Origin of the sequence: Rhizobium sp. 25PS6 (genome assembly GCF_032464655.1) — a bacterium.
GTDB classification, from domain to species: Bacteria; Pseudomonadota; Alphaproteobacteria; order Rhizobiales; family Rhizobiaceae; genus Rhizobium; species Rhizobium laguerreae.
This window is the reverse complement of the sequence record NZ_JAWDIV010000013.1, coordinates 155,208-174,563: the sequence shown is the minus strand read 5'-3', so window position 1 is coordinate 174,563 and position 19,356 is coordinate 155,208. Positions and strand designations below refer to the sequence as shown.

At 59.6% G+C, this 19,356-nt stretch carries 20 protein-coding genes and 1 tRNA gene; 9 read left to right on the top strand and 12 right to left on the bottom strand.

Going from position 1 to position 19,356, the window contains the following annotated elements:
* The first annotated feature begins 45 nt into the window (after positions 1-45).
* Both RWK44_RS20110 and RWK44_RS20105 read left to right on the top strand, forming a co-directional pair.
* Entirely contained in the window at positions 46-714 is a 669-nt protein-coding gene (locus RWK44_RS20110) for an HAD family hydrolase (RefSeq protein ID WP_131664252.1), read from the top strand.
* Between the two features lie 98 nt (positions 715-812).
* Positions 813-889: transfer RNA gene (locus tag RWK44_RS20105), tRNA-Pro, on the top strand.
* Between the two features lie 188 nt (positions 890-1,077).
* On the opposite strand, the gene RWK44_RS20100 is transcribed toward RWK44_RS20105, so the two are convergent.
* Positions 1,078-1,710, bottom strand: a complete 633-nt coding sequence (locus RWK44_RS20100; protein ID WP_077976204.1) for a class I SAM-dependent methyltransferase — start codon at positions 1,708-1,710, stop codon at positions 1,078-1,080.
* 540 nt (positions 1,711-2,250) lie between these two features.
* On the opposite strand from RWK44_RS20100, the gene RWK44_RS20095 reads away from it, so the two are divergent.
* Positions 2,251-2,472 carry a hypothetical protein gene (locus RWK44_RS20095; RefSeq protein WP_077976205.1) on the top strand — a complete coding sequence of 74 codons (222 nt, stop codon included), beginning with the start codon at positions 2,251-2,253 and terminating at the stop codon, positions 2,470-2,472.
* Between the two features lie 5 nt (positions 2,473-2,477).
* On the opposite strand, the gene RWK44_RS20090 is transcribed toward RWK44_RS20095, so the two are convergent.
* Entirely contained in the window at positions 2,478-2,711 is a 234-nt protein-coding gene (locus RWK44_RS20090; protein WP_077976206.1) for a DUF982 domain-containing protein, read from the bottom strand.
* Positions 2,712-2,908: 197 nt separating this feature from the next.
* On the opposite strand from RWK44_RS20090, the gene RWK44_RS20085 reads away from it, so the two are divergent.
* Positions 2,909-3,121 carry a hypothetical protein gene (locus RWK44_RS20085; protein ID WP_029872887.1) on the top strand — a complete coding sequence of 71 codons (213 nt, stop codon included), beginning with the start codon at positions 2,909-2,911 and terminating at the stop codon, positions 3,119-3,121.
* A gap of 3 nt (positions 3,122-3,124) precedes the next feature.
* Here RWK44_RS20085 and RWK44_RS20080 read toward each other — a convergent pair whose 3' ends face one another.
* From RWK44_RS20080 to RWK44_RS20065, 4 genes are all read right to left on the bottom strand, one after another.
* Positions 3,125-3,274: a hypothetical protein gene (locus RWK44_RS20080; RefSeq protein ID WP_165504243.1), complete on the bottom strand. Its 150-nt coding sequence runs from the start codon at positions 3,272-3,274 to the stop codon at positions 3,125-3,127.
* A 75-nt stretch (positions 3,275-3,349) separates the two neighbouring features.
* Positions 3,350-3,643, bottom strand: a complete 294-nt coding sequence (locus RWK44_RS20075; RefSeq protein ID WP_003558384.1) for a helix-turn-helix domain-containing protein — start codon at positions 3,641-3,643, stop codon at positions 3,350-3,352.
* 73 nt (positions 3,644-3,716) lie between these two features.
* The gene (locus tag RWK44_RS20070) at positions 3,717-4,898 is read right to left on the bottom strand and encodes an ROK family transcriptional regulator (RefSeq protein WP_077976207.1); all 1,182 of its coding nucleotides are present in this window, start codon (positions 4,896-4,898) and stop codon (positions 3,717-3,719) included.
* A gap of 552 nt (positions 4,899-5,450) precedes the next feature.
* Positions 5,451-6,065 (bottom strand): GNAT family N-acetyltransferase, encoded by a 615-nt coding sequence (locus RWK44_RS20065; protein WP_131664330.1) that lies wholly within the window; start codon positions 6,063-6,065, stop codon positions 5,451-5,453.
* A gap of 176 nt (positions 6,066-6,241) precedes the next feature.
* On the opposite strand from RWK44_RS20065, the gene RWK44_RS20060 reads away from it, so the two are divergent.
* The 3 genes from RWK44_RS20060 to RWK44_RS20050 all read left to right on the top strand — a co-directional run bounded on the left by RWK44_RS20060 (position 6,242) and on the right by RWK44_RS20050 (position 9,431).
* Positions 6,242-7,579, top strand: a complete 1,338-nt coding sequence (locus tag RWK44_RS20060) for an extracellular solute-binding protein (RefSeq protein ID WP_131661160.1) — start codon at positions 6,242-6,244, stop codon at positions 7,577-7,579.
* A gap of 125 nt (positions 7,580-7,704) precedes the next feature.
* Positions 7,705-8,598 carry a carbohydrate ABC transporter permease gene (locus RWK44_RS20055; protein ID WP_025394062.1) on the top strand — a complete coding sequence of 298 codons (894 nt, stop codon included), beginning with the start codon at positions 7,705-7,707 and terminating at the stop codon, positions 8,596-8,598.
* Entirely contained in the window at positions 8,598-9,431 is an 834-nt protein-coding gene (locus RWK44_RS20050) for a carbohydrate ABC transporter permease (RefSeq protein ID WP_168343126.1), read from the top strand. Before RWK44_RS20055 ends, RWK44_RS20050 begins: the two co-directional genes overlap by 1 nt.
* Before the next feature lie 25 nt (positions 9,432-9,456).
* Here the strand turns inward: RWK44_RS20050 and RWK44_RS20045 are convergent, their stop codons facing one another.
* Genes RWK44_RS20045 through RWK44_RS20030 form a run of 4 tightly spaced genes read right to left on the bottom strand, consistent with a single transcriptional unit; the run spans position 9,457 to position 14,064 of the window.
* Entirely contained in the window at positions 9,457-10,701 is a 1,245-nt protein-coding gene (locus RWK44_RS20045) for an O-antigen ligase family protein (protein WP_168343125.1), read from the bottom strand.
* Positions 10,698-12,260 carry an undecaprenyl-phosphate glucose phosphotransferase gene (locus RWK44_RS20040; protein WP_316029300.1) on the bottom strand — a complete coding sequence of 521 codons (1,563 nt, stop codon included), beginning with the start codon at positions 12,258-12,260 and terminating at the stop codon, positions 10,698-10,700. Before RWK44_RS20040 ends, RWK44_RS20045 begins: the two co-directional genes overlap by 4 nt.
* 55 nt (positions 12,261-12,315) lie before the next feature.
* Complete coding sequence (locus tag RWK44_RS20035; protein WP_025394066.1) at positions 12,316-13,485, bottom strand: glycosyltransferase family 4 protein; 1,170 nt, start codon at positions 13,483-13,485, stop codon at positions 12,316-12,318.
* Between the two features lie 3 nt (positions 13,486-13,488).
* A complete protein-coding gene (locus RWK44_RS20030; protein ID WP_020049461.1) occupies positions 13,489-14,064 on the bottom strand; it encodes a polysaccharide biosynthesis/export family protein in 576 nt (191 codons plus the stop codon).
* A gap of 190 nt (positions 14,065-14,254) precedes the next feature.
* Between RWK44_RS20030 and RWK44_RS20025 the strand changes: the two genes are divergently transcribed.
* On the top strand, positions 14,255-16,432 hold the full coding sequence (locus RWK44_RS20025; protein WP_316029299.1) for an exopolysaccharide transport family protein: 2,178 nt from the start codon (positions 14,255-14,257) through the stop codon (positions 16,430-16,432).
* Here the strand turns inward: RWK44_RS20025 and RWK44_RS20020 are convergent.
* The gene (locus tag RWK44_RS20020) at positions 16,429-17,685 is read right to left on the bottom strand and encodes a GNAT family N-acetyltransferase (RefSeq protein WP_316029298.1); all 1,257 of its coding nucleotides are present in this window, start codon (positions 17,683-17,685) and stop codon (positions 16,429-16,431) included. The genes RWK44_RS20025 and RWK44_RS20020 overlap by 4 nt on opposite strands.
* A 223-nt stretch (positions 17,686-17,908) precedes the next feature.
* Entirely contained in the window at positions 17,909-18,118 is a 210-nt protein-coding gene (locus tag RWK44_RS20015; RefSeq protein ID WP_003547289.1) for a DUF2842 domain-containing protein, read from the bottom strand.
* A gap of 116 nt (positions 18,119-18,234) precedes the next feature.
* Here RWK44_RS20015 and RWK44_RS20010 point away from each other — a divergent pair, with 116 nt between their 5' ends.
* Entirely contained in the window at positions 18,235-19,338 is a 1,104-nt protein-coding gene (locus tag RWK44_RS20010; RefSeq protein ID WP_222329629.1) for a COX15/CtaA family protein, read from the top strand.
* The last annotated feature ends 18 nt before the right edge of the window (positions 19,339-19,356 follow it).

The window sequence follows — 19,356 nt, the reverse complement described above, 5'->3', positions numbered from 1 at the left end:
CCTGCGCAAAGGTCGCTCCGGCCTCATGCTTGTAAGGAAAAGCCTGTGCCCGCTCTCCATGACATCCTCGACAGATCCTATGACGCCTTCCTTTTCGACATGGACGGAACGCTGCTGAATTCCATCGCCGTCGTCGAACGCGTCTGGAGCGAATGGGCAAGGCGCCACGGCTTCGAGCCGGAGGTCTTCCTGAAGACGATCCACGGCATCCGCGCCTCCGATGTGATCCGCGGGCTTGGCCTGCCCGGCGTCGATCCTGCCCATGAGGCGGATCTGCTGCTCGCCGAGGAAATGGAGGATGTCTCCGGCATCGTCGAAATCCCCTGCGCCGTCCGCTTCCTCTCCGCCATCGCTGAGGGCCGATGGGCAATCGTCACTTCGGCGCCGATCGAGCTCGCCAGGCGCCGCATGGCCGCCGCCGGCATCCCCATGCCAAGGGTCATCGTCAGCGGCCAGGAGGTCAAATCAGGCAAGCCCAGCCCCGAAGGTTATCTGCTCGGCGCAAGCCGCCTCGGTGTCGATCCGAAAAAATGCCTGGTCTTCGAAGATGCGGTCGCCGGCATCCTCGCCGGCGAGGCCGCCGGCGCCGACGTCACAGTCATCACCGAAACGCACGCCACGCCCTTCGAAACGCCGCATTTTTCGATCGCCAACTACCAGGCATGGCAGCCTCGTCAAACCGCCGAAGGCCGGCTGAGGCTCGCGGCGATCTGACCATTCGCGCAAACCGCCTCCTTTTTCTTGGAGGCAAGGTTTTTCCGCTTGCATTGCACGCGCTGAAAAACTAAACGAAGCAAGCCGTTTCGGCAGGTCGGGGCGTAGCGCAGCCCGGTAGCGCACTTGACTGGGGGTCAAGGGGTCGCTGGTTCGAGTCCAGTCGCCCCGACCATTTATCCCCTTGAAATCTCAGTCAGAATGTCAGATTCCTTCGTCCCGCTAGCGGCGGAAAACGGAACGAGGCATTGGCAGAAATGCTAAAGCGGGAGCCGAACGTCCCGAACGAAAATGTAATTGTTCATGTTGCAGGCGAGCTTTAGCGCCAACATTGCAGAGGACGGTCTGCCATTGACCGCCTTTTCAGTGCGGTTTCTGGGCGATTGCGATCATCGACTTCGCCAGAAGCGGAATCCTCCCGACATATTCGAAGTCGACGTCTTCGAAGCCTGTTTCAAGCAGGAGGGTGCTGAGCGTTCCAGGAGACCAGAATTTGATATGGCCATGGTCCTTCAGAGGCATGAAATGGTCATCCATCTTTCCGCTGACGGCCAATGCCAGATTTTTCCAATAGCCGTGAAAAGGGGTCGACATAACGGCGATGCCGCCAGGTTTCACCAAATCATACATGGTCGCCGAGAAAGCCTTGGGATCATAGACATGTTCCACCACTTCAAGGCTGATCACGGCATCGAAGGTCCCATACCGGCTGGACAGATCTTCGTAGCCGGAACCGATTTCCAGCGGAAGATCGGGGTGGGCCGTTCTTGCTTTCGCGATGCCGTCTTGGGAGGGATCGACGCCGACGACGTCATAGCCTTTTTCCGCAAGCACGGCTGCAGCACCGCCGGTGCCGCAACCGAGGTCGAAGACCGCCGTATCTTTTGCCTCCTCGAAACTGTTCTCGAGAACATCGACAACGGCCGGCAGAATATAGGAATGGGCGGTCGCCGGCTTGGCGTGTACATAGGTAGTAGCGTCCAGTTCGATAGACATTTTACCTCCTGAAAGTCTGGATAAAGTGAGCGGCCAATGGTACGGCGGACTTTGACGGGAGTGTGGTGCCGTTGTGGTATTAAGGTGATTAACGCCGAAGGCGTCCCCGGCGGCTAAGCGTCGCCCGCCGATTGGCTGTACAGACTGCGCGAGACATCCTCCAGCACGGCCCACGCTCGCCATGCCGGATCCCGAAGCTGATTGACAGGGTGCCCTGAAGATGCTGAAAACGGGCCGCTTTCAGGTTTGCCGCATTCTCGCGGTTCAAAGGGCCGCTGTATCCGGCTCCGCCCGTTTCGACCATTTAAACTAAATAACGCGATGAAATACCATTTGAAGGTGCATAGCAAATAAATCCTTTAGTTCTTTTTGGTACTGCCTCAGTTGGGAGAGGTGGTATTTGTTGCATTTTGTTAAGGTTATACCCAGTTTGGAAGTTAACAACCAAATTTTGGATTGAAAAAAGCCTGAAGCCTCTTCGCATTCTCGTGAATATGTTGTAGATTAACATTGTCCCTGTCACGGATAGCCTAGTCGAGCATGGCGGATATGAAGCACAATCTAACTTGCAGGCAGAGCCTCGCGAGCGCGTTCCAGGCTCTGTCGGACGAGGCCATCAAAGGCGGCTGGTCGGAAGGCGATGTTGCCCTCGCGCTTGCCGAACTCGCGGAGGAGCGGGTGATTGAGGTTACCGCCAAGGTGATCATGGAAGGCTCCGTCCATCCTCAGCTCATCGCTGCCGGCGGCGGACGCAACAGATAACGATCTTACACCAGCAATCCCGCCGTTTTCGCTGCCGTGATGAAGGAAGCCTGTGCTGCGCGCGGGCTGCGCAGTCCGTCGAGCGCATCCAGGCAGTGCTGGCGCGCAACGCGATAATCGCGCCCACGCTTGCTCGGCCACCGCTTCAGATATTCGACGGCCTCCCAGACGGTCGAAACGATCAGGCTGCTGTTTGAAGAAACGACCCGGACGGGGGAGGGAAAGCGTTTTTCACTCACGTCTGCACTCACCGATTCCTGCTACCAAACGCGGCCCGAACGCGCGGGATAAAATTTTGTTCCATAATTTTGTTCCACAGAAATTTGCGTAGTTGCTAAAGTTCGGACCCTCGCGCATAATGACTTTATGGTCGGTTGCGGAGGGCGGCCGGCGATGCAAGCGTGGATGCGTTTGCCCTCGGAGGAAATGCGGCGTGATGTTACGATCATCAATTCATCCGCATGATTTACCGCTCTTTTCGGAAGATCTCGATCTGCTTTCGCAGGTGCTCGACAAGGTCTGCGACGAACGCGGCCTCGCCAGGACGACGCCGGAGGCCGAGCGGATCGGTGCGGTCATCATTCAGCTCTACAGGCAAGGCGTGAAGGACGGCGGCAAACTCGCCGACCTTGCAAAAACCTATCTTTAAAGATCAGTTCTGCTCGATCGAGACACCGTTCTTGCCGATGCTCATCTCGATGCCTTGCGGCTTGCTTTCCTCGTGGAAGATATAGGCGCCGAGGCCGATGACGGCGACGACAAGAACGCCGATGACGACGTAGAGACCATTGCTGCGGTTCAAGAGACTGCCCCCGATACGTTATAGGCCCGATATGTTATGGGACAGCGGAAACGGTCGGGCGGCGGATTGGTTCCGTCAGTCGTCGTTGGCGGCGTTGAGGTTTTCCGGCCGGATGCCGTCATCGCTGGAGGTGCGGGCGCGCAACCGGATACCGGGGCCGCCTTCATCCTGATTGCCGCTCGACAGGAATATGATGCCGTTCGCCTCGAGTGTGCTGCGCACATCGAATAGCGCATGCGGCTCGCCGGCGAATTCGCCGTTTTCCAGCGCCGTCACGGTCTCGACCGGCAGGCCGCTGGCGGCGGCGAGCTCTTCGATGCTCATTCCGATCATGGCGCGCGCGCCGCGTATCTGCGTTGCTGTTATCATGATGGAAAACCTAGCGCATTCCCAGCGCTTCTCAAGTGGCGAAACCGCACGTTGGCCCTAAGGCATGCGCTCTTCAAACTTCCCTCAATTTGACACCAAATAGATCGTCATGCATGCGCTCGACCGCGATCCCCATTCCTCCCATCAGGGCGGCGCGGTTCCCAAAGCGACTGATCTCGATGCGCGGCGGATAAGGCGTACAACGCGGCAGGAAACCGCGGATGGCGTTTACGAGTTCCGGTCTTGAGCCGATGCTGCCGCCGGTGATCACCAATTCAGGATCGAGAGCCGCTCCGATTGCAGCGATAGCGACTGCGACCAGCCTTGCCGTCTCTTCGATGGCAGCCGCAGCGCTTGTTTCTCCTGCATTAAACGCGGCGAAGAGATCGGCCACGGTGGATGCATTACGCCCGCCGAAACCGACGTAACGTCGCAACATCGCGACGCTGCCGACCGCGCTCTCAAAGGTTCCAAGCGTAAATCCGCCAGGATCAAAAGCATCTCCACCGATCGGAAGATAGGCGATTTCGCCGGCCGCCCCACGCGCGCCGCGCAACAGAGTTCCGTTGGCGATGATGCCCATGCCGACGCCCGTTCCGAGAGCAACGAAAGCAAAATTGCTGGTTTCGACACCGTGTCCCCGCCATCTCTCCCCTTGCGCGGCGAGGTTGACGTCATTTTCAACGATCACCGGTATGGCCATTCTGTCGCTGAAGACTTGCCGCAGATTTATGGCGTCGATGCCGGGGATGCTTGGCGCTACGTTGATATGCCCGGTGGCTGGATCGAGCACACCGGGACTGCCTAGAACGACGAGACGGAGTTTGTCGGCAGTCGTCCCGGCCGCAAACGCGAGTTCTACGATAAGATCGCTGAACTGATTGACGAGATGCATTCCGCCGCGCGGGTCGGTGGATACTTTAGTTTCAGCGACCACGTTCCCCAACAGATCGCAAATGGCCGCAGCAATCTTGGTGCTCCCGAGATCGATAGAGACGGCCAGCCCCGCCCTGGCATTGATTTCATAGGTGATCGCATTCCGGCCCGGGCGACCATCAGTCTGCCCGACTGGTTTCAGCCATCCATCATCCTCAAGGTCGCGCACGACATCGGAAATCGTCTGCTTTGACAAGCCGGTTAGCTTGGCAATATCGGCGCGAGAGATCGATCCGTTCGCGAACACGGTTCGGATGACGGCATTGGTTGAAATTTTTCGTGCGATCGGGGTCTGTGCGACAGAAGATGCCATTGCCATCCGGCTAGCTCAGTCCAATTAGTTCGGAGCGCATACTTAATGGACGCGATATTAAGTCACAACTATTGCGACTAAGCGGAATTCAATACATCGAAGCAGGCAATTTGTCTATGTCCTTGACAAATGGGAGGTCAGCTGTAGGCTTGAAATTAACGTGCGATGAAAATGCGCGATGAAATAAAGAGGGTCGATGTGAAGTATGCGCCATACGTATCGTCCGGTTAGCCGTGCGCCTGCCAAGATCGGCCAAAGAGGAACTGGCCTGGGCTTGCCTGGCTATTTCTTTTTTTGCGTCCCGCGGACTCCTTGAACCCGGCTTCCGAGGATTTGCTCATGATGAAGCCCTCGACTGATGGACAGCTTTTCGCGAAGCAACCTGCTTTACTGCCGATAATGCTATCATGCCTTCAGGCGGCCGTTCATCGGGATGGGTGCGCTGACCTCACCGTGTGGCGAGCAGGCAGTTTCGGGCGTGTGAGATTTTCTCCAATCAAGGGTGCTTATACCCGGGAGACACGGCCTTTTCGTGGCTTGGAGAAACCAGGAAATGCTTCAACCCAATCCCTCATCGATCCGCATTGCGAAGGCGACGGAGCCATCCTGCTCGAATTCGGAAAAGCCGAGGCGACGGTAGAAACCCCTGGCGCGTTCGTTGTTTGGGTCGACCCCGAGATGCACGGCTCCGACCCCGTGGTTTCGAAGCGCTTGAAGCTCCGTGGCGATCATCCTGCGCCCCCAACCGCTTGCCTGAAGTCCGGGAAGGATGTTGATATGGAGATGCGCGGGATACTGGTCTTGAAGCCAAGCCGTTCCGCTGCGCGGATTTTGAATTCGTTCCATCACGTCGGCGTCGCGCGGACGGGTGGGTGCCAGTCCCGCAATCTGCTGGCGGACGAACGGCCACCAGTTCGTTTGCAAGTCTCTGTCGAACCTGCTGGTGTCCGCCACCCCTACAACGTAGCCGACTGGCCGGTCGTCCTGAACGAGAACAAAGGCAAAGTCTTTGGCGAATTTGAGGTAGGGTACCGACCAGATGTAGCCGGGCAGATGCGGGTCGCTATAAAGCGCGCTGGCATCTTCACCGCCATTCGCGGTTTTCAGGCAGATGTCGAAAAGGGCGTCGATATCCGCTTCAGTCGCGGGGCGGATGAAGCAGCTGGTGTCCATCACTTTGCCACCTCCTGCGTGGCGCTTTGTCATTTTAGGTCGCGAGAGGAGCGGATGCATTGACGATTACCTCAGATTCGCCAGCCAGGCAAAGCTCTGGGGGAAGAAAACGTTCGGCCGCTGCTTGGCGCAAGGCCTGAACGGGAGTGGAAAATAAACCAGATGAGGTGGAGCAGATGAAAAGAACCGTGAAATCGATCCGCATACTGCCGGCATACCGATTGAAAGCAGCTGTCGCGCTTGTTGGCGCGGCGCTTTTGAGTTTTGGCCTTTCGGCAGCCGCGCGCGCCGACGACCTGGCTGTGTGGGATGACCAAACCTATGAAGGTCAGAGCGCGGTCATAGAGCAGCTCAACAAGGAGTTCGAAGCTGCGCATCCCGGCGTCACGATCAAGCGCACCGCCCGTACCTTTGATGACATGAAGTTGACGCTGAAGCTTGCGGTTTCGGCAGGTGATGGCCCTGTCATCACGAAAGTCAATCAGGGTGCCGGTGACATGGGAGCGATGGTCAAGGAAGGATTGCTCCTGCCGGTCGACGACTACATCAAAAACTACGGCTGGGATAAGCGCCAGTCGGATTCGGTGCTTGCTCGAGACCGCTGGGAAGATGGAAAATTTGGGGTCGGTAAGACCTACGGCATATCAGGCCTCGGCGAGATCGTTGGCCTCTACTACAATAAAAAGATCCTCGGCGATGCGGGAGTAGCGCTGCCGCAAACCTTCGAGGAGCTGTTGGCCGGTCTTGATAAGCTGAAGGAAAAGGGCGTTGCGCCCTTCATGATGGGCTCGGCAAAGCAGCATCTGGCCCTGCACATGATCGGCGCCATCGAGCAGGCGCATATCGACGCCAGCAATCGTGCCGAGCTTGACGATCTGATTTACGGCCGGGGCGGCTCGTGGAACACCAAGGGGAACATCGAATCCGCCAAACTCGTGCAGCAATGGGCACAGGGCGGTTACTTTTTCCCCGGTTTCGAAGGCATCTCGGGTGACGACGCCGTCCAGCTTTTCATTTCCGGGCAGGGCGCGTTCCTGATCTCCGGAACCTGGTATTTCGGTGACATGCAACACAATCCGGATATCGGCTTCATGGCAATTCCCGCCCCGAAAGGTATTGCCAAGCCCATGAGTGTTGGGGGCGTGGATCTTGCCTGGGCGATAACGAGCCTTGCCAAAACGAAGCCGACACAGGACGTAGCCGGCGCATATATCGATTATATGGTCTCGGAAAAGGCTGCTGAAACCTGGGCCAATGCTGGCTATCTTCCGGCAACGTCGCTCGCGGCTGATGCAAAGCCAAAGCTCACGCCGCTCCTCAGCTCCGGCATCGAAATGTGGAAGACACTCAACGCAAACGACGCCCTCGGACATTACCCCGACTGGTCGAGCCCGACGATGCTGAAGACAATAGACGACAACACGCCGCTTCTTCTGTCCGGCAATATCACGCCCGAAGCCTTTGTCGATGCTATGGACAAGGATTATCAGGCCTACCTGAAGGATAAGAAATAAAGATTGCGGGCGCTGGTCACGGCCGTCCCCTGCGGTCGTGACCTCAGTCTCGCCGATCCAAATAAATGAGCACTGCGATCGGCTTGCTGCGCGACGACCACAGCTTTAGCTTTATGGAGTAATGGATGAAACGCTCCGCACTTGATGGCTCGCAACAGACCAATTTTATCTATTTATTGCCTGGATTGCTGTTCTACGCGGCTTTTGTCTTTGGACCGATCGTCGCGGCTTTGGGTTTGAGCCTGACCAGCTGGGACGGCCTGAGCATGCCCAAGTGGGTTGGTCTCGGCAATTACGTCGATCTCTTTTCTGACAGCCGTTTTTATATTGCCTTGCGTAATAATGCCGAGCTCATGATCTTCTACTGTGTCCTGCCGCTCGTGCTCGGCATAACTCTCGCCGCTTGCGTCTGGAATCTGAAGCAGCGCGAACAACTTGCACTGCGCACCTTCTTGTTCCTGCCTTACATCATGCCGACCGCCGTGTTGGGCATCATCTGGGCATGGCTCTACAATCCTGCATTTGGCCCGTTCAATCAGTTTCTCAGAGCAGTGGGGTTAGGCGCCTTCGCACTCCCGTGGCTGGGAGATTTCAATTTTGTGCTTCCCGCGGTCGGGATCGTTGCCACCTGGTATTTCTTCGGTTTTTGCATGGTCATCTTCCTGACCGGAATTCAGCGCATCGACCCGTCTCTTTTCGACGCTGCCAAGGTCGATGGCGCTTCGGCGCGAAAAACCTTTTTCTGGATAACGCTGCCGCTTCTCTTGCCTGAAATAAGGGTGGTTTTGCTCCTGACGGTCATAGCGTCAATCAAAAGCTTCGACCTGATTTTTACAATGACCAGGGGCGGACCCGCCAACGCGACGCTCGTGCCGAACATCTACATGTATCAGCTCGGCTTCGAGCTTAATCGGTTCGGCGCTGCGGCGGCCATCGCCATTGTCGGCGCGGTCCTCACATTCATCATCAACTTTGCAATTCACCGGCTGGTGGGCTCGCAGAATAAAGGACGGGCTTGATGAGCCGTTGGTCTAATTTCTCCGCCGGTACGCTATTCCTTCGCCTTGTGCTCTGGCTTCTTGCTTTCGTAACGATCACGCCGTTCCTGCTTCTGCTTCTGACCTCGATAAAAAGCAAGGCCGACGTTCTGCAGGGTGCATTCGCGCTGCCGGCATATCCACATTTCGAAAATTACCTCGCTGCTTGGAATGCCGGACATTTCAACATTTATTTCTGGAATTCGATCATCGTTGTCATACCCGTCGTTGCTGCAAGCGTCTTTTTAGGCCTGCTGACTGGTTTTGCCTTCGCCTACCTGTCGTTCCCGTTCCGGCGCACGCTATTCGCTATCCTGACGCTCGGCATGATGGTGCCGGCGGAAGCCTTCATCATCCCGCTTTATTATGAAATGCGGTATCTGGGATTGATCAATACCTATGCGGCTCTGATTTTGCCGCAGATCGCGATGTCGATACCGTTCTCGACGATCTTCCTCGCCAGCGCGATGCAGCAACTGCCGGAAGAAGTTCTCGAAGCGGCGGTTCTCGATGGCGCCGGACGCTTCCATATCCTGCGCAAGATCGTCGTCCCGCTCATGGTGCCGGCAATGTCGACACTGGCGCTGTTCCTGTTCATATGGACCTGGAACGAGTTTCTGATTCCGTTCATCCTGGTCAACGACGACGACTATCGGACGCTGCCCCTCGGCATGCTGTTTTTCCAAGGGCGTTATACCGTCAACACGCCGGTTCTGACGGCCGGCGCGGTGATTGTTATTTTCCCGCTCATCGTGACTTATCTCATTTTCCAGCGACGGTTTATTGCTGGCTTGACGGCAGGAGCGACGAAATAGACAGCCGCCCATTGACGGCAAGACCTCACGCCGCCTCGCGGCGTCTTCGCTCGCGCTTGTGGCGCACTTCCAGCGCCGCGCAGCCCCAGACCGTGCCGAGCAGCAGATAGACATGGCGCCAGTGGTCGATATCGATGACGTTGCCGATTGCCGCATGGCCGAGAACCGAGATCCAGGCGATCATCAGGAAGGGCTGCCACGGCCGGTCGAGCAGCAGGTTCCGGAAACCGAGAGCCAGCGTCCAGAGAAGCATGCCGACATAGCTGACGAAGCCGAGCCAGCCATAGGAGGTGAGCGATTTCAGCCAGATATTGTGCTCGTCCTCGGGAAACATCGTGCCGAACACCAGCGGGCCGATGCCGAGCGGGCGCTCCATCATCATGGTGAAGCCGATCCGGTGGCGCTCGAAGCGGCCGAGATGTTCGCCGTCATATTGCTGTACCAGCTGGGCGCGCGCCGAAAACAGTTCGGCGACTTTCGGGATCTGCAGCGCCACCAGCAGCGACGCGATCAGCATGATGATCGCCGCCAGCGACAGGACCAGGACGCGCAAGCGAAAGGCGCCGCTGCGCTCCTTCAGCAGCATGATGAAGATCAGCAGCACCACGCCGAGCGCAAAGAGCCCCCAGGCGGCGCGGGAAAAGGAGAGGAAAATGCCGAGCGCAAGCACGAGCAGGGCGGCGGCCTTCAGCGGCGATTTCTTCAGATCGCCGGCCAGGATACCGTGGACGAGATAGAGCGATGGGGGCACCAGGAAGGGGCCGAAAACATTCGGATCCTGGAAGGCGCCTTTGGAGCGGTCGTAGAGCGTGAAGATTTCCGCGCCCGGGAAGGCGTGGAAATAGCCGAGTATGCCGAGCGCGGAGGTGGCGACGGCGGCAAAAGTCCAGGCATTGAAGATCAGCGGCAGCCGCTTGTGGCTGTCCTCGATGATTGCCGCATAGAAGACCGCCGTCAGCGCCAGGAAGGTCGACACCGCGATATACATCGGCGCCGTTGCCAGGTCCTTCATCTGCGTCAGCGACAGCATGCCGCCGATATTGAAGGTCAGCAGCAGGGCAAGCAGCGGCGCCACGCTGCGCGAAATCCTGAGGCCCAGGATGAACCAGAGGCCGCTCAGCCCCGCGACCCAGAGTTCATAGGGTGCCGGCTCGTCGATCACGAAACCGGAAAGGAAGACGCCGAAGGCGACGAAGGCCGAGCCGATTAGGCGCAGCGTCATCCGCTGCGGTTGGGCGACACGGGGATATGTCGCCTCGATCGCGGTCAATAGGCGTTTTCCGTGTTGAGCAGTCGGATCGGCGTCAGGAACAGGATCCTGAGATCGAACCAGAGCGACCAGTTCTCGATGTAGTAGAGGTCGTAGGCCGTGCGGAACTTGATCTTCTCGTCATTGTCCACTTCGCCGCGCCAGCCGTTGATCTGCGCCCAACCGGTGACGCCGGGCTTGACGCGATGGCGGGCGAAATAACCCTCGACGACATCGCCGAAGGCGCGGTCGCGCGCCTGAGCGAGAACGGCATGCGGGCGTGGGCCGACCAGCGAGAGATCGCCCCTCAAAACGTTGAAAAGCTGCGGCAATTCGTCGATCGAGGTCTTGCGGATGAAGCGGCCGACGCGGGTGACGCGTGGATCGCCCTTGGTTACCGCGGCCTTGCCGGTGGGGTCGGCCATGTTGGTGTACATCGAGCGGAACTTGAAGACGTTGATGATTTCGTTGTTGAAGCCGTGGCGCTTCTGCATGAAGAAGACCGGGCCTTCGGAAGTCGCCTTAATGGCGATCGCGGTGGCGATCATCAGCGGCCAGAGCAGTGCGAGCGCGACCAAAGTGAAGAAGATGTCGAAGCCGCGCTTGGCGACGGAATCCCAGTCGCGGATCGGTTTTTTGAAAATATCGAGCATCGGCACCGAGCCGACATGCGAATAGGCGCGCGGCCGGAAGCGCAGCCGATTGGCATGCGCGGCAAGGCGGATATCGACCGGCAGAACCCAGAGCTTCTTCAAAAGGTCGTAGATACGGGCCTCGGCCGACAGCGGCAGGGCGATGATCAGCATGTCGATGCGCGTCAGCCGCACGAATTCGACGAGTTCGGCCACGGTGCCGAGCTTCGGATAACCGGCGACCATGATCGGCGAGCGTTTCTCGCCGCGGTCGTCGAAGATGCCGCAGATACGGATGTCGTTGTCGGCCTGCTGTTCGAGGATGCGGATCAGGTCCTTGGCCGGCTCGCCGCCGCCGACGATGACGGCGCGGCGTTCCATGATGCCGTTGCGCGCCCAGTTGCGGATGCCGTAGGCAACCAGGAAACGCTCGGCCGCAAGGAAGAGCGCGCCTGCGGCGAACCACGGGATATAGGCATCGACCATCGCCCATGTGGTGCCGCGAATGAGCGCGAACAGGCCGACGCTCAGGAGAAGCGCGATCGTCCAGGAGGCGAGGATGCGTGGCATCAGCCGCAGCTTCGCCCGGAGGGCGGGAATGGTGTAGGTGTCGGCAAGCTGCAGGCCGATAACGGTCAGGGCCGAAGCGATCGCCGCCATGCCCGCCCGCATCGAGGTGGAATCGCTGCCGTCACCGGGCCAGAAATAGTGGGAGATCAGGGCGATCGCGAAGAGCGCCAGGAATTCCAGCAGCCGCAATTGGCCGATGATGATCACAGGCGAATTGGTTCCGTCGCGGAACTGCTCGGCGATCTGCCGGGCAAAGGGGTTGATTTCGGTCGGGTCGGAAGGCTTCTCCTGACCCGCGCCGCCGCGCGCCTCGACGTCGGAGACCTGCTTGCGCAGTGCTTCCACGTCGAATTGATCGCCTTTTTCCAGCTTGTTCATGGGGCTTTTCGCTCGTTGTCACCAAGCGAAATACCAGAAAGCCCCTAAGAAATATTTACGAGGCAACGGGCATTGCTTGGCCGGCAGCGGGATTGACGAGCTCATGGTACAATTTCAGGACATCGCGTGCCATGACGGCCGAAGAAAACACCGCCTTCACCGCCTCGGGCTTCGGCATCGTCCTGGCGTGCCAGTCGGGCGTGCTCAGCGTTTCCGCCATGACGCGGGCGAGATCGTCGGAATTGCCGGGCTCCACCAGTGCTGCGCTGTCGGCGCCGAGCACCTCGGGAATGCCGCCGACACGGCTTGCGATGATCGTCTTGCCGGCGCCGAGCCCCTCGAGCACGATGTAGGGCATGGCTTCGGCGCGCGAGGGAACGACGAGGTTCTGCGCCATGGAGAAGGCTTCGTGGACCCGCATGGCCGGCAGCATGCCGATGCGTTTACCAAGGCCGCGTTCGACCATCATCTCACGGTAGCGGTCGCGATCCGGCCCGTCGCCAATCATCAGCGCCGACAGCGGCCTGCCGAGCAGCCGTTCGGTCTTGGCGAAGGCATCGACAAACAGATCGGGACCCTTGAGGTCCCGGAGCATTCCGACATAGATGAAATGCACGGCATCCGAGCGAGTCGGGATCGGCTCGAAATCGCGCTCGCCGATGCCGTTGTAGATCAGTCTCGTCTTCGTCCTTGGCCGTCCGACCTTGCGCGCATAGGTGTCGCGCTCATATTCGCAGATGAAGACCAGCGCATCGGTGAAATATTCCTGCAGGCGCTCCATCCGGAGGACGAACTGTCCGCTGAGCGAGGAGCGCGAATAATGCAGGCTTCCGCCATGCGCGGTATAGAGGCGGGCTACGCGATACCTGTTCACCCGCAACACTGAGCCGGCAAGTCGCGCGAGCACACCGCCTTTGGCGCCGTGTCCGTGCAGCACATCCGGCCGCAAACTTTTGATTTTCTTGTATGTATCCCACATCGTCGCAATATCGGACGGGCTGATCGAGCGCCGGATCGGCACGCGCGTCAGGCCGAGCGAGAGATAGGGACGGATATCGTCGAAGAGGCTGTCCTCGTACTCGCCGCCGGTCGAGCTGTCGCAGAGGATGCCGATTTCATGGCCGGCCTTGCTGTGCTCTTCGACGAGATCGCGGACATGGCGGAAAATTCCGCCGATCGGCGACCTGAAGCAATGGAGGATGCGGAGCGGCTGCTGCTTTGCCATCGTTCAGAAAAGCCGTTCGCGAACGTAGATCGTGTCACCCGCGATAATCGGCCCCGATATGTTGATGCGGCCGGTCAGCACCTGTCCGTTGATCTTGCGGGTGACATCGACCATGCGCTGGTTGGCGCGGCTGGTGAAACCGCCGGCAACAGCGATGGCATTCTGCACCGTCATGCCGGGAACATAGGCATACTGGCCGGGCTGGCCGACTTCACCCATGATGAAGACCGAGCGGTAGCGATCGACATCGATGGTGACGTCGGGATCGCGAAGATAGCCCTGCTGCAGTTTCTGGGCGATCTGTCCCGAGAGTTGCTGCAGGGTTCGGCCGCGGGCAGGGACCTGGCCGATGAGCGGGAAGGCGACATAACCTGCCTGATCCACCGTATAGGTATTGGTCAGGCTCTGCTGGTCGAAGACGGTAATGCGCAGCCGATCGCCGCTGTCCAGCGTATAGGGCTGTATGGTGGCCTCGTTGAAGGCCTTCGGCGCCGGCTTGTACGTCGTGCAGCCGCTCAGTGCTGCCGTCATGGCTGCAAGGCTCAGGGCCAAAAGGATCTTGGGCTGGACGACAGACATCCGCTTGTGCTCACAAAAATGAACTCGGTGCAGCCGTTATCGATCCGTTAGGGTTAATGCCCGGTAAAGGGCGCTTGCAATTTCCCGGTATCCTTCATCGATCATCGCTCATTTCTCGGCGAGATCGCCATTAACCGTTGAGTTATCATGGTCGTTTACGCTTACGGCACCTTTGTTGTGGAGTAAGAGCATGTCGGGCGTAGCTCGTGATCAGGATGTGGACATCGACCTCGGCCAGTTGGTCCGTGCGGTCTGGGCGCGCCGTCTGCGGATTTTGGCAATCACCCTCGTGGGGGCGGGCGTCGCCTTTGCCGGCGCCAAAATCATGTCGCCGCAATATCGCAGCGAAACACGCATCCTCATCGAACCCCGTGCGCCGGCTTTCGCCAGCACGCAGCAGGCCAATGACGCCAGCGCCGGTCCGCTGATGGATGAACTGAACATCGCCAGCCAGGTGCAGCTTCTGCAATCGGCCGATCTCCTCAAGAAGGTCATCAACGATCTGAAGCTTTATAACCTGCCGGAATTCGACGATGCCGCCAGCGGCTCGGCCATGAGCAGTATCCTGGTGAAGCTGCACCTGAAGAAGAACCCACTGGAAAATCCGCCGGAAGAGCGCGTCATCGACGCCTTCGTCGAACGCCTGCAGGTCTATCAGGTGCCGGGTTCACGCGTCATCGGCATCACTTTCACCTCCAAGGATCCGAAGCTCGCCGCCGCCATCCCGAATGCCATGGCGAATGTCTATCTTTCGACCCAGAGCGGCGCCAAGCTCGATTCCAATTCCGAGGCGACCCGCTGGCTGGAGCCGGAGATCGAAGGTCTGCGCCAGAAGGTCAGCGAAGCCGAGAGGAAGGTCGCCGAATACCGCACGTCGCACGGGCTGCTGCAGACGAACGGCACGACCACTTTTCCGGCCCAGCAATTGAACGATATCTCCGCCGAGCTGACCCGCGTGCGGGGCGACAAGGCCAATGCCGAGGCGAGGGCGCAGGCGGTGCGCAATGCACTGTCTTCGGGCGAAGCCTCCGATACGCTGCCCGACATCATGTCCTCCCAGGCGATCCAGCGGCTGAAGGGGACGGAATCCGGCCTGCAGTCGCAGATCTCCGATCTGCAGACTAGCCTTCTCAATAATCATCCGCGGCTGAAAAGCCTGCGCGCCCAGCTCTCCGATATCCGTAGCCAGATTCGCCAGGAGACGCAGAAGATCCTGGCGAGCATCGAGAACGAGTCGAAGGTTGCGGATCTGAGGGCGAGCGAGCTCGAGCGCCAGTCGGACACGGTCCAGGCCAACAGCGCCCGCGCCGGTGAGGACGAGGTCGGTCTCAATGCGCTAGAGCGCGAGGCGAACGCCCAGCGCCAACTGCTCGAAACCTACCTGGTGCGCTACCGCGAGGCCGCCTCCCGCGCCGACAGCAATTCGAGCCCGGCTGATGCCCGGATCGTTTCGAGGGCCGTCGAGCCGGTCGATCCTTATTTCCCGAAGGTGGTGCCGATCGTCGTCGTCGCTGCCGTCGCGACGCTGATCATGAGCGCCATCGTCATCATGCTGGCCGAGCTCTTCAGCGGCCGGGCTCTCCGCCCGACAGATGCCTCCCCGGAAACAATTGAGGCAGAAGCAGTCGTCGAGGAGAAACATGTGCCGCAGGCCGCTCCGATCGCCGCCGCCGGAAAACCCGTTCAGCCGAGCATGCTCGCCGTCGTCGCGGACGAGGGGGATACGATCGAGGACGTGAAGGCTGCCGAGGATGTGCCAGAGGACGAGCCGGAGGATGACAATGAATTCTCCGTCGCTTCAGTTGCTGACTATCTCACCGGCAGCCGCGCGCCGCTGGCAATCGCCATATCGCCGACTGGTGAGAATGGCTCGGCGGCGACGGTTTCGCTGACCCGCATGCTCGCCGATGCCGGCCACCGCGTCATCCTGATCGATATGACCGGCTCCGGCTACCCCACGGAACTGATGGCCGAGGACCCGGCCGCCCTTGGCGTCACCGATCTGCTTTGCGGCGAGGCCGCCTTCGGCGACACGATCCACGGCGACCGCCTCTCCGATGCCCATCTCATTCCCCAGGGGCAGAGCGACGTGCGCCGCGCCATGCGCGGTGTCGATCGGCTGTCGTTGCTGCTCGATGCGCTCGCCGCCGCCTACGATCTCGTGGTGGTCGAATGCGGTTCGGCCGATGTTGCCGGCGTCTCGCGGCTGACGCGCAGCCGGGACGTCGAGATCATCCTCTCGCTGCCTGAGGTCGAGGAGACCATTTTCGTTGCTCTGATGACGGAATTCCAGGCTGCCGGCTATGAGCGCGTCTTGCTGATGTCGGGCGGCGAAGGGGCCGAGCAGGCACTCGGCCGGGCCGCCTAGTTTTTTGACGATCGGCCGATCCGTGCCCGGATGCCCTGGGCGAATTTATAGAGCTTCGGGCGCGCCTTGATGTGCGCCTTGCCGCGGGTGACGAGCCGGTGTGCGGCGCCGGCGACGACGCCGAACGGCGATACCGGCAGCACCACGTCGTAATGCGCGGTCTCGACCGGCGCCCAGGAACGCTTGTAGGTCTGGTCGCCGAGGCCGAAATCGAACAGCGCTACACCCTTGCCATGCAATCCCGAGATGGTCTGCCAATAGAGGAATTCGCCGGGGCTCGTATCCGGCACGAGTTCTTCATCGATCGCGCCGAACTGGCAGATGATATGGTCGCCCTTGCGCGAAATCCCTGAAGTCGCGGCGATCTTACCCTCATGCTCGCCCTTGAGCCGGAGCATATGCATCTGCAGCCCGAAGTACTGCCTGGTGTCGTCCTGCTTGTCGATGAGACCGTGCAGGAAGGTCTGCGTTTCCCTGTCGGCAAAGACGTCGGGCAGGCCGAGGCTGGCGAAGCGGGCGCTTTTCAGGCGGAAGAAGATATCGAGCAGGCCGTGCTGTTCTGCCGATGTCTCGGGAATGACGTATTCGAAGCCGCCGGCCGCCTCGAAACGCTTCGACTGAACACGGAATTTCTTGCGCCGGTTCTTGGCGTTGAGCTGCTTCAGTGTGTCCTCGAAAGCGGGAAGGAACGGCAGCTGATAGGCGTGATTCTGGTTCTGCACCATCGGCAGCCCGGCGAGCGGGCTCTCTCGCCCGCGCCATTCCAGCGGAATGTTCTGCAGCAGCAGCAGATCGGCGCGGCCCGTCAGCGCATGCCGGAGCCGACCGGCGAACTCATGGGGGTCGATGGTCCTGCCGGCTTCGGCAAAGCTCTCTGCGAATAGGCCGGTATTGATATTGCTGTGATCGGCGGCAATGAATCTCGCCGTCCTGAGCCCGCGGGACTTGACGATCTCGACCGGCAGAATGAAGGCGGTCTGACCCGCATGAGCGCCTTTGAGGATCGCAAGCGGCCGCTGGAAGGCGCTCACCCAGGCGGCGCACCAGTCGTAGCTCTGATGCAGGGACTGGAGGTTGTCGCGCTCCAGCGCCCGCCAGTCATCCTCCAGCGGCTGCATCGCGTCGAAGACTTCGATGTCGAGTTGGGCCATGGCGAGTTTCATGCTCAGCTGGCGCAGGCGCGAAATGGCCGTATCGGCCAGCGCCGCGTCGTCGGACGGCTGTTCATGGACATCGAGCTGTTGCGTCTGCACGGTTTTCTCCGGTCAAGAATGCTGAACGGGAAGGTAGGTATGCCAGACGTATATTTGGTTTAACCGCAGGCGATGGGCGAGGTTTTCCGCAGATCACGGTTATTCGGCCGTTAATGGCCCTAAAGCATCTCGCGCAAAAGTGTGTCGCGATTTTGCGACAACGACATGCGTAAAAACAAAGACCTAAAGCGCGACAAGCGAATCTGACAGATCGCGAAGCGCTTTAGCGCTGCGGTGGCCCGGCCATCCATTTGATGATCACCATCGCCGGCAATACCCAGAGCAGGCCGGTGAGCAGGAAATAGAGCAGATGTCCCCACCAGGGCGCGTTGCCGAGCGTTGCCACCGCGATCGTGTTCGCCACCAGCGCATAGACGACTACGAGCACGATGATGAGGATAGTGCCGATGAATTTGCGAAGGCGGACGGGCATCGGCTATCTCTTGCAATGGACGGGTTGAACCTGGCGCGACGGCATGCCGCAAAGGTTCGGGGCTTGTTTTGCATGAGCCGGTGGGGCAAATCAACTGCCGGATAGAAGGAGACATCATGGCCGTTGCAAACCCGACCACGGAACAGGCGATCCTGAGCGAAATGCGCAAGCAGAATCGCGACCGCCGCGCCTTGCGCTTCTGGCTCGGCTTCGTGCTTTTGGCGCTCTTCTGTCTCGTGCTCGTCGGCGGCGCCACGCGGCTGACCAATTCCGGTCTGTCGATCACCGAGTGGAAGCCGATCCACGGAGTCATCCCGCCGCTGTCGGCTGCCGAATGGGAAGAGGAATTCCGCCTCTACCAGCGCATTCCCGAATTTCAGCAACTGAACAGTTCCATGACCGTCGATGAGTTCAAGGGCATCTTCTGGTGGGAATGGGCGCACCGGCTGATCGCGCGTGCCATCGGCGTGATCTTCGCGCTGCCGCTCATCTATTTCTGGCTGACGGGGCGGATCGAGAAGCGTCTGCGCTGGCCGCTCGTCGGCATCCTGGCGCTCGGCGGCCTGCAGGGTTTTATCGGTTGGTGGATGGTGTCCTCGGGTCTTTCCGTCCGCACCGACGTCAGCCAGTACAGGCTGGCGACGCATCTCGTCATGGCCTGCCTGATTTTTGCCGGCTGCATGTGGATCATGCGCGGTCTCTCCAGACATTCCAACGATCCGGCGCCGACAAGAAGCTCGCGCGGTTTTGCCGCCGCGATCGCCATTTTTTCACTGTTCCAGATCTATCTCGGCGCGCTGGTGGCGGGGCTCGACGCCGGTTTCTCCTACAATACCTGGCCGCTGATGGACGGCGCCGTCATCCCTTCCGATCTGCTGATACAGCAGCCCTTCTGGATCAATGCCTTCGAGAACCCGAAGACGGTGCAGTTCATTCACCGGATCGGCGCCTATACGCTCTTCGCATTGACGCTGATCAACATGGTGATCGCTCTGCGCGCAGCGCCATGGACCACCCATGCACGCCGAGCCGTCCTGCTCTTCGCGCTGGTGACGCTGCAGGCAGCGATCGGCATAGCCACGCTGCTGATGCAGGTGCCGCTTCACTGGGGCCTGCTGCATCAGGCCGGCGCGCTTGTGGTTTTCGGCTTCGCCGTCGCCAACTGGCGCGGCTTTTATGGCGAATATCCGCACGGGACGATGATCGCCGAACGCGACTGAAATAAGTGGCCTTAGCTC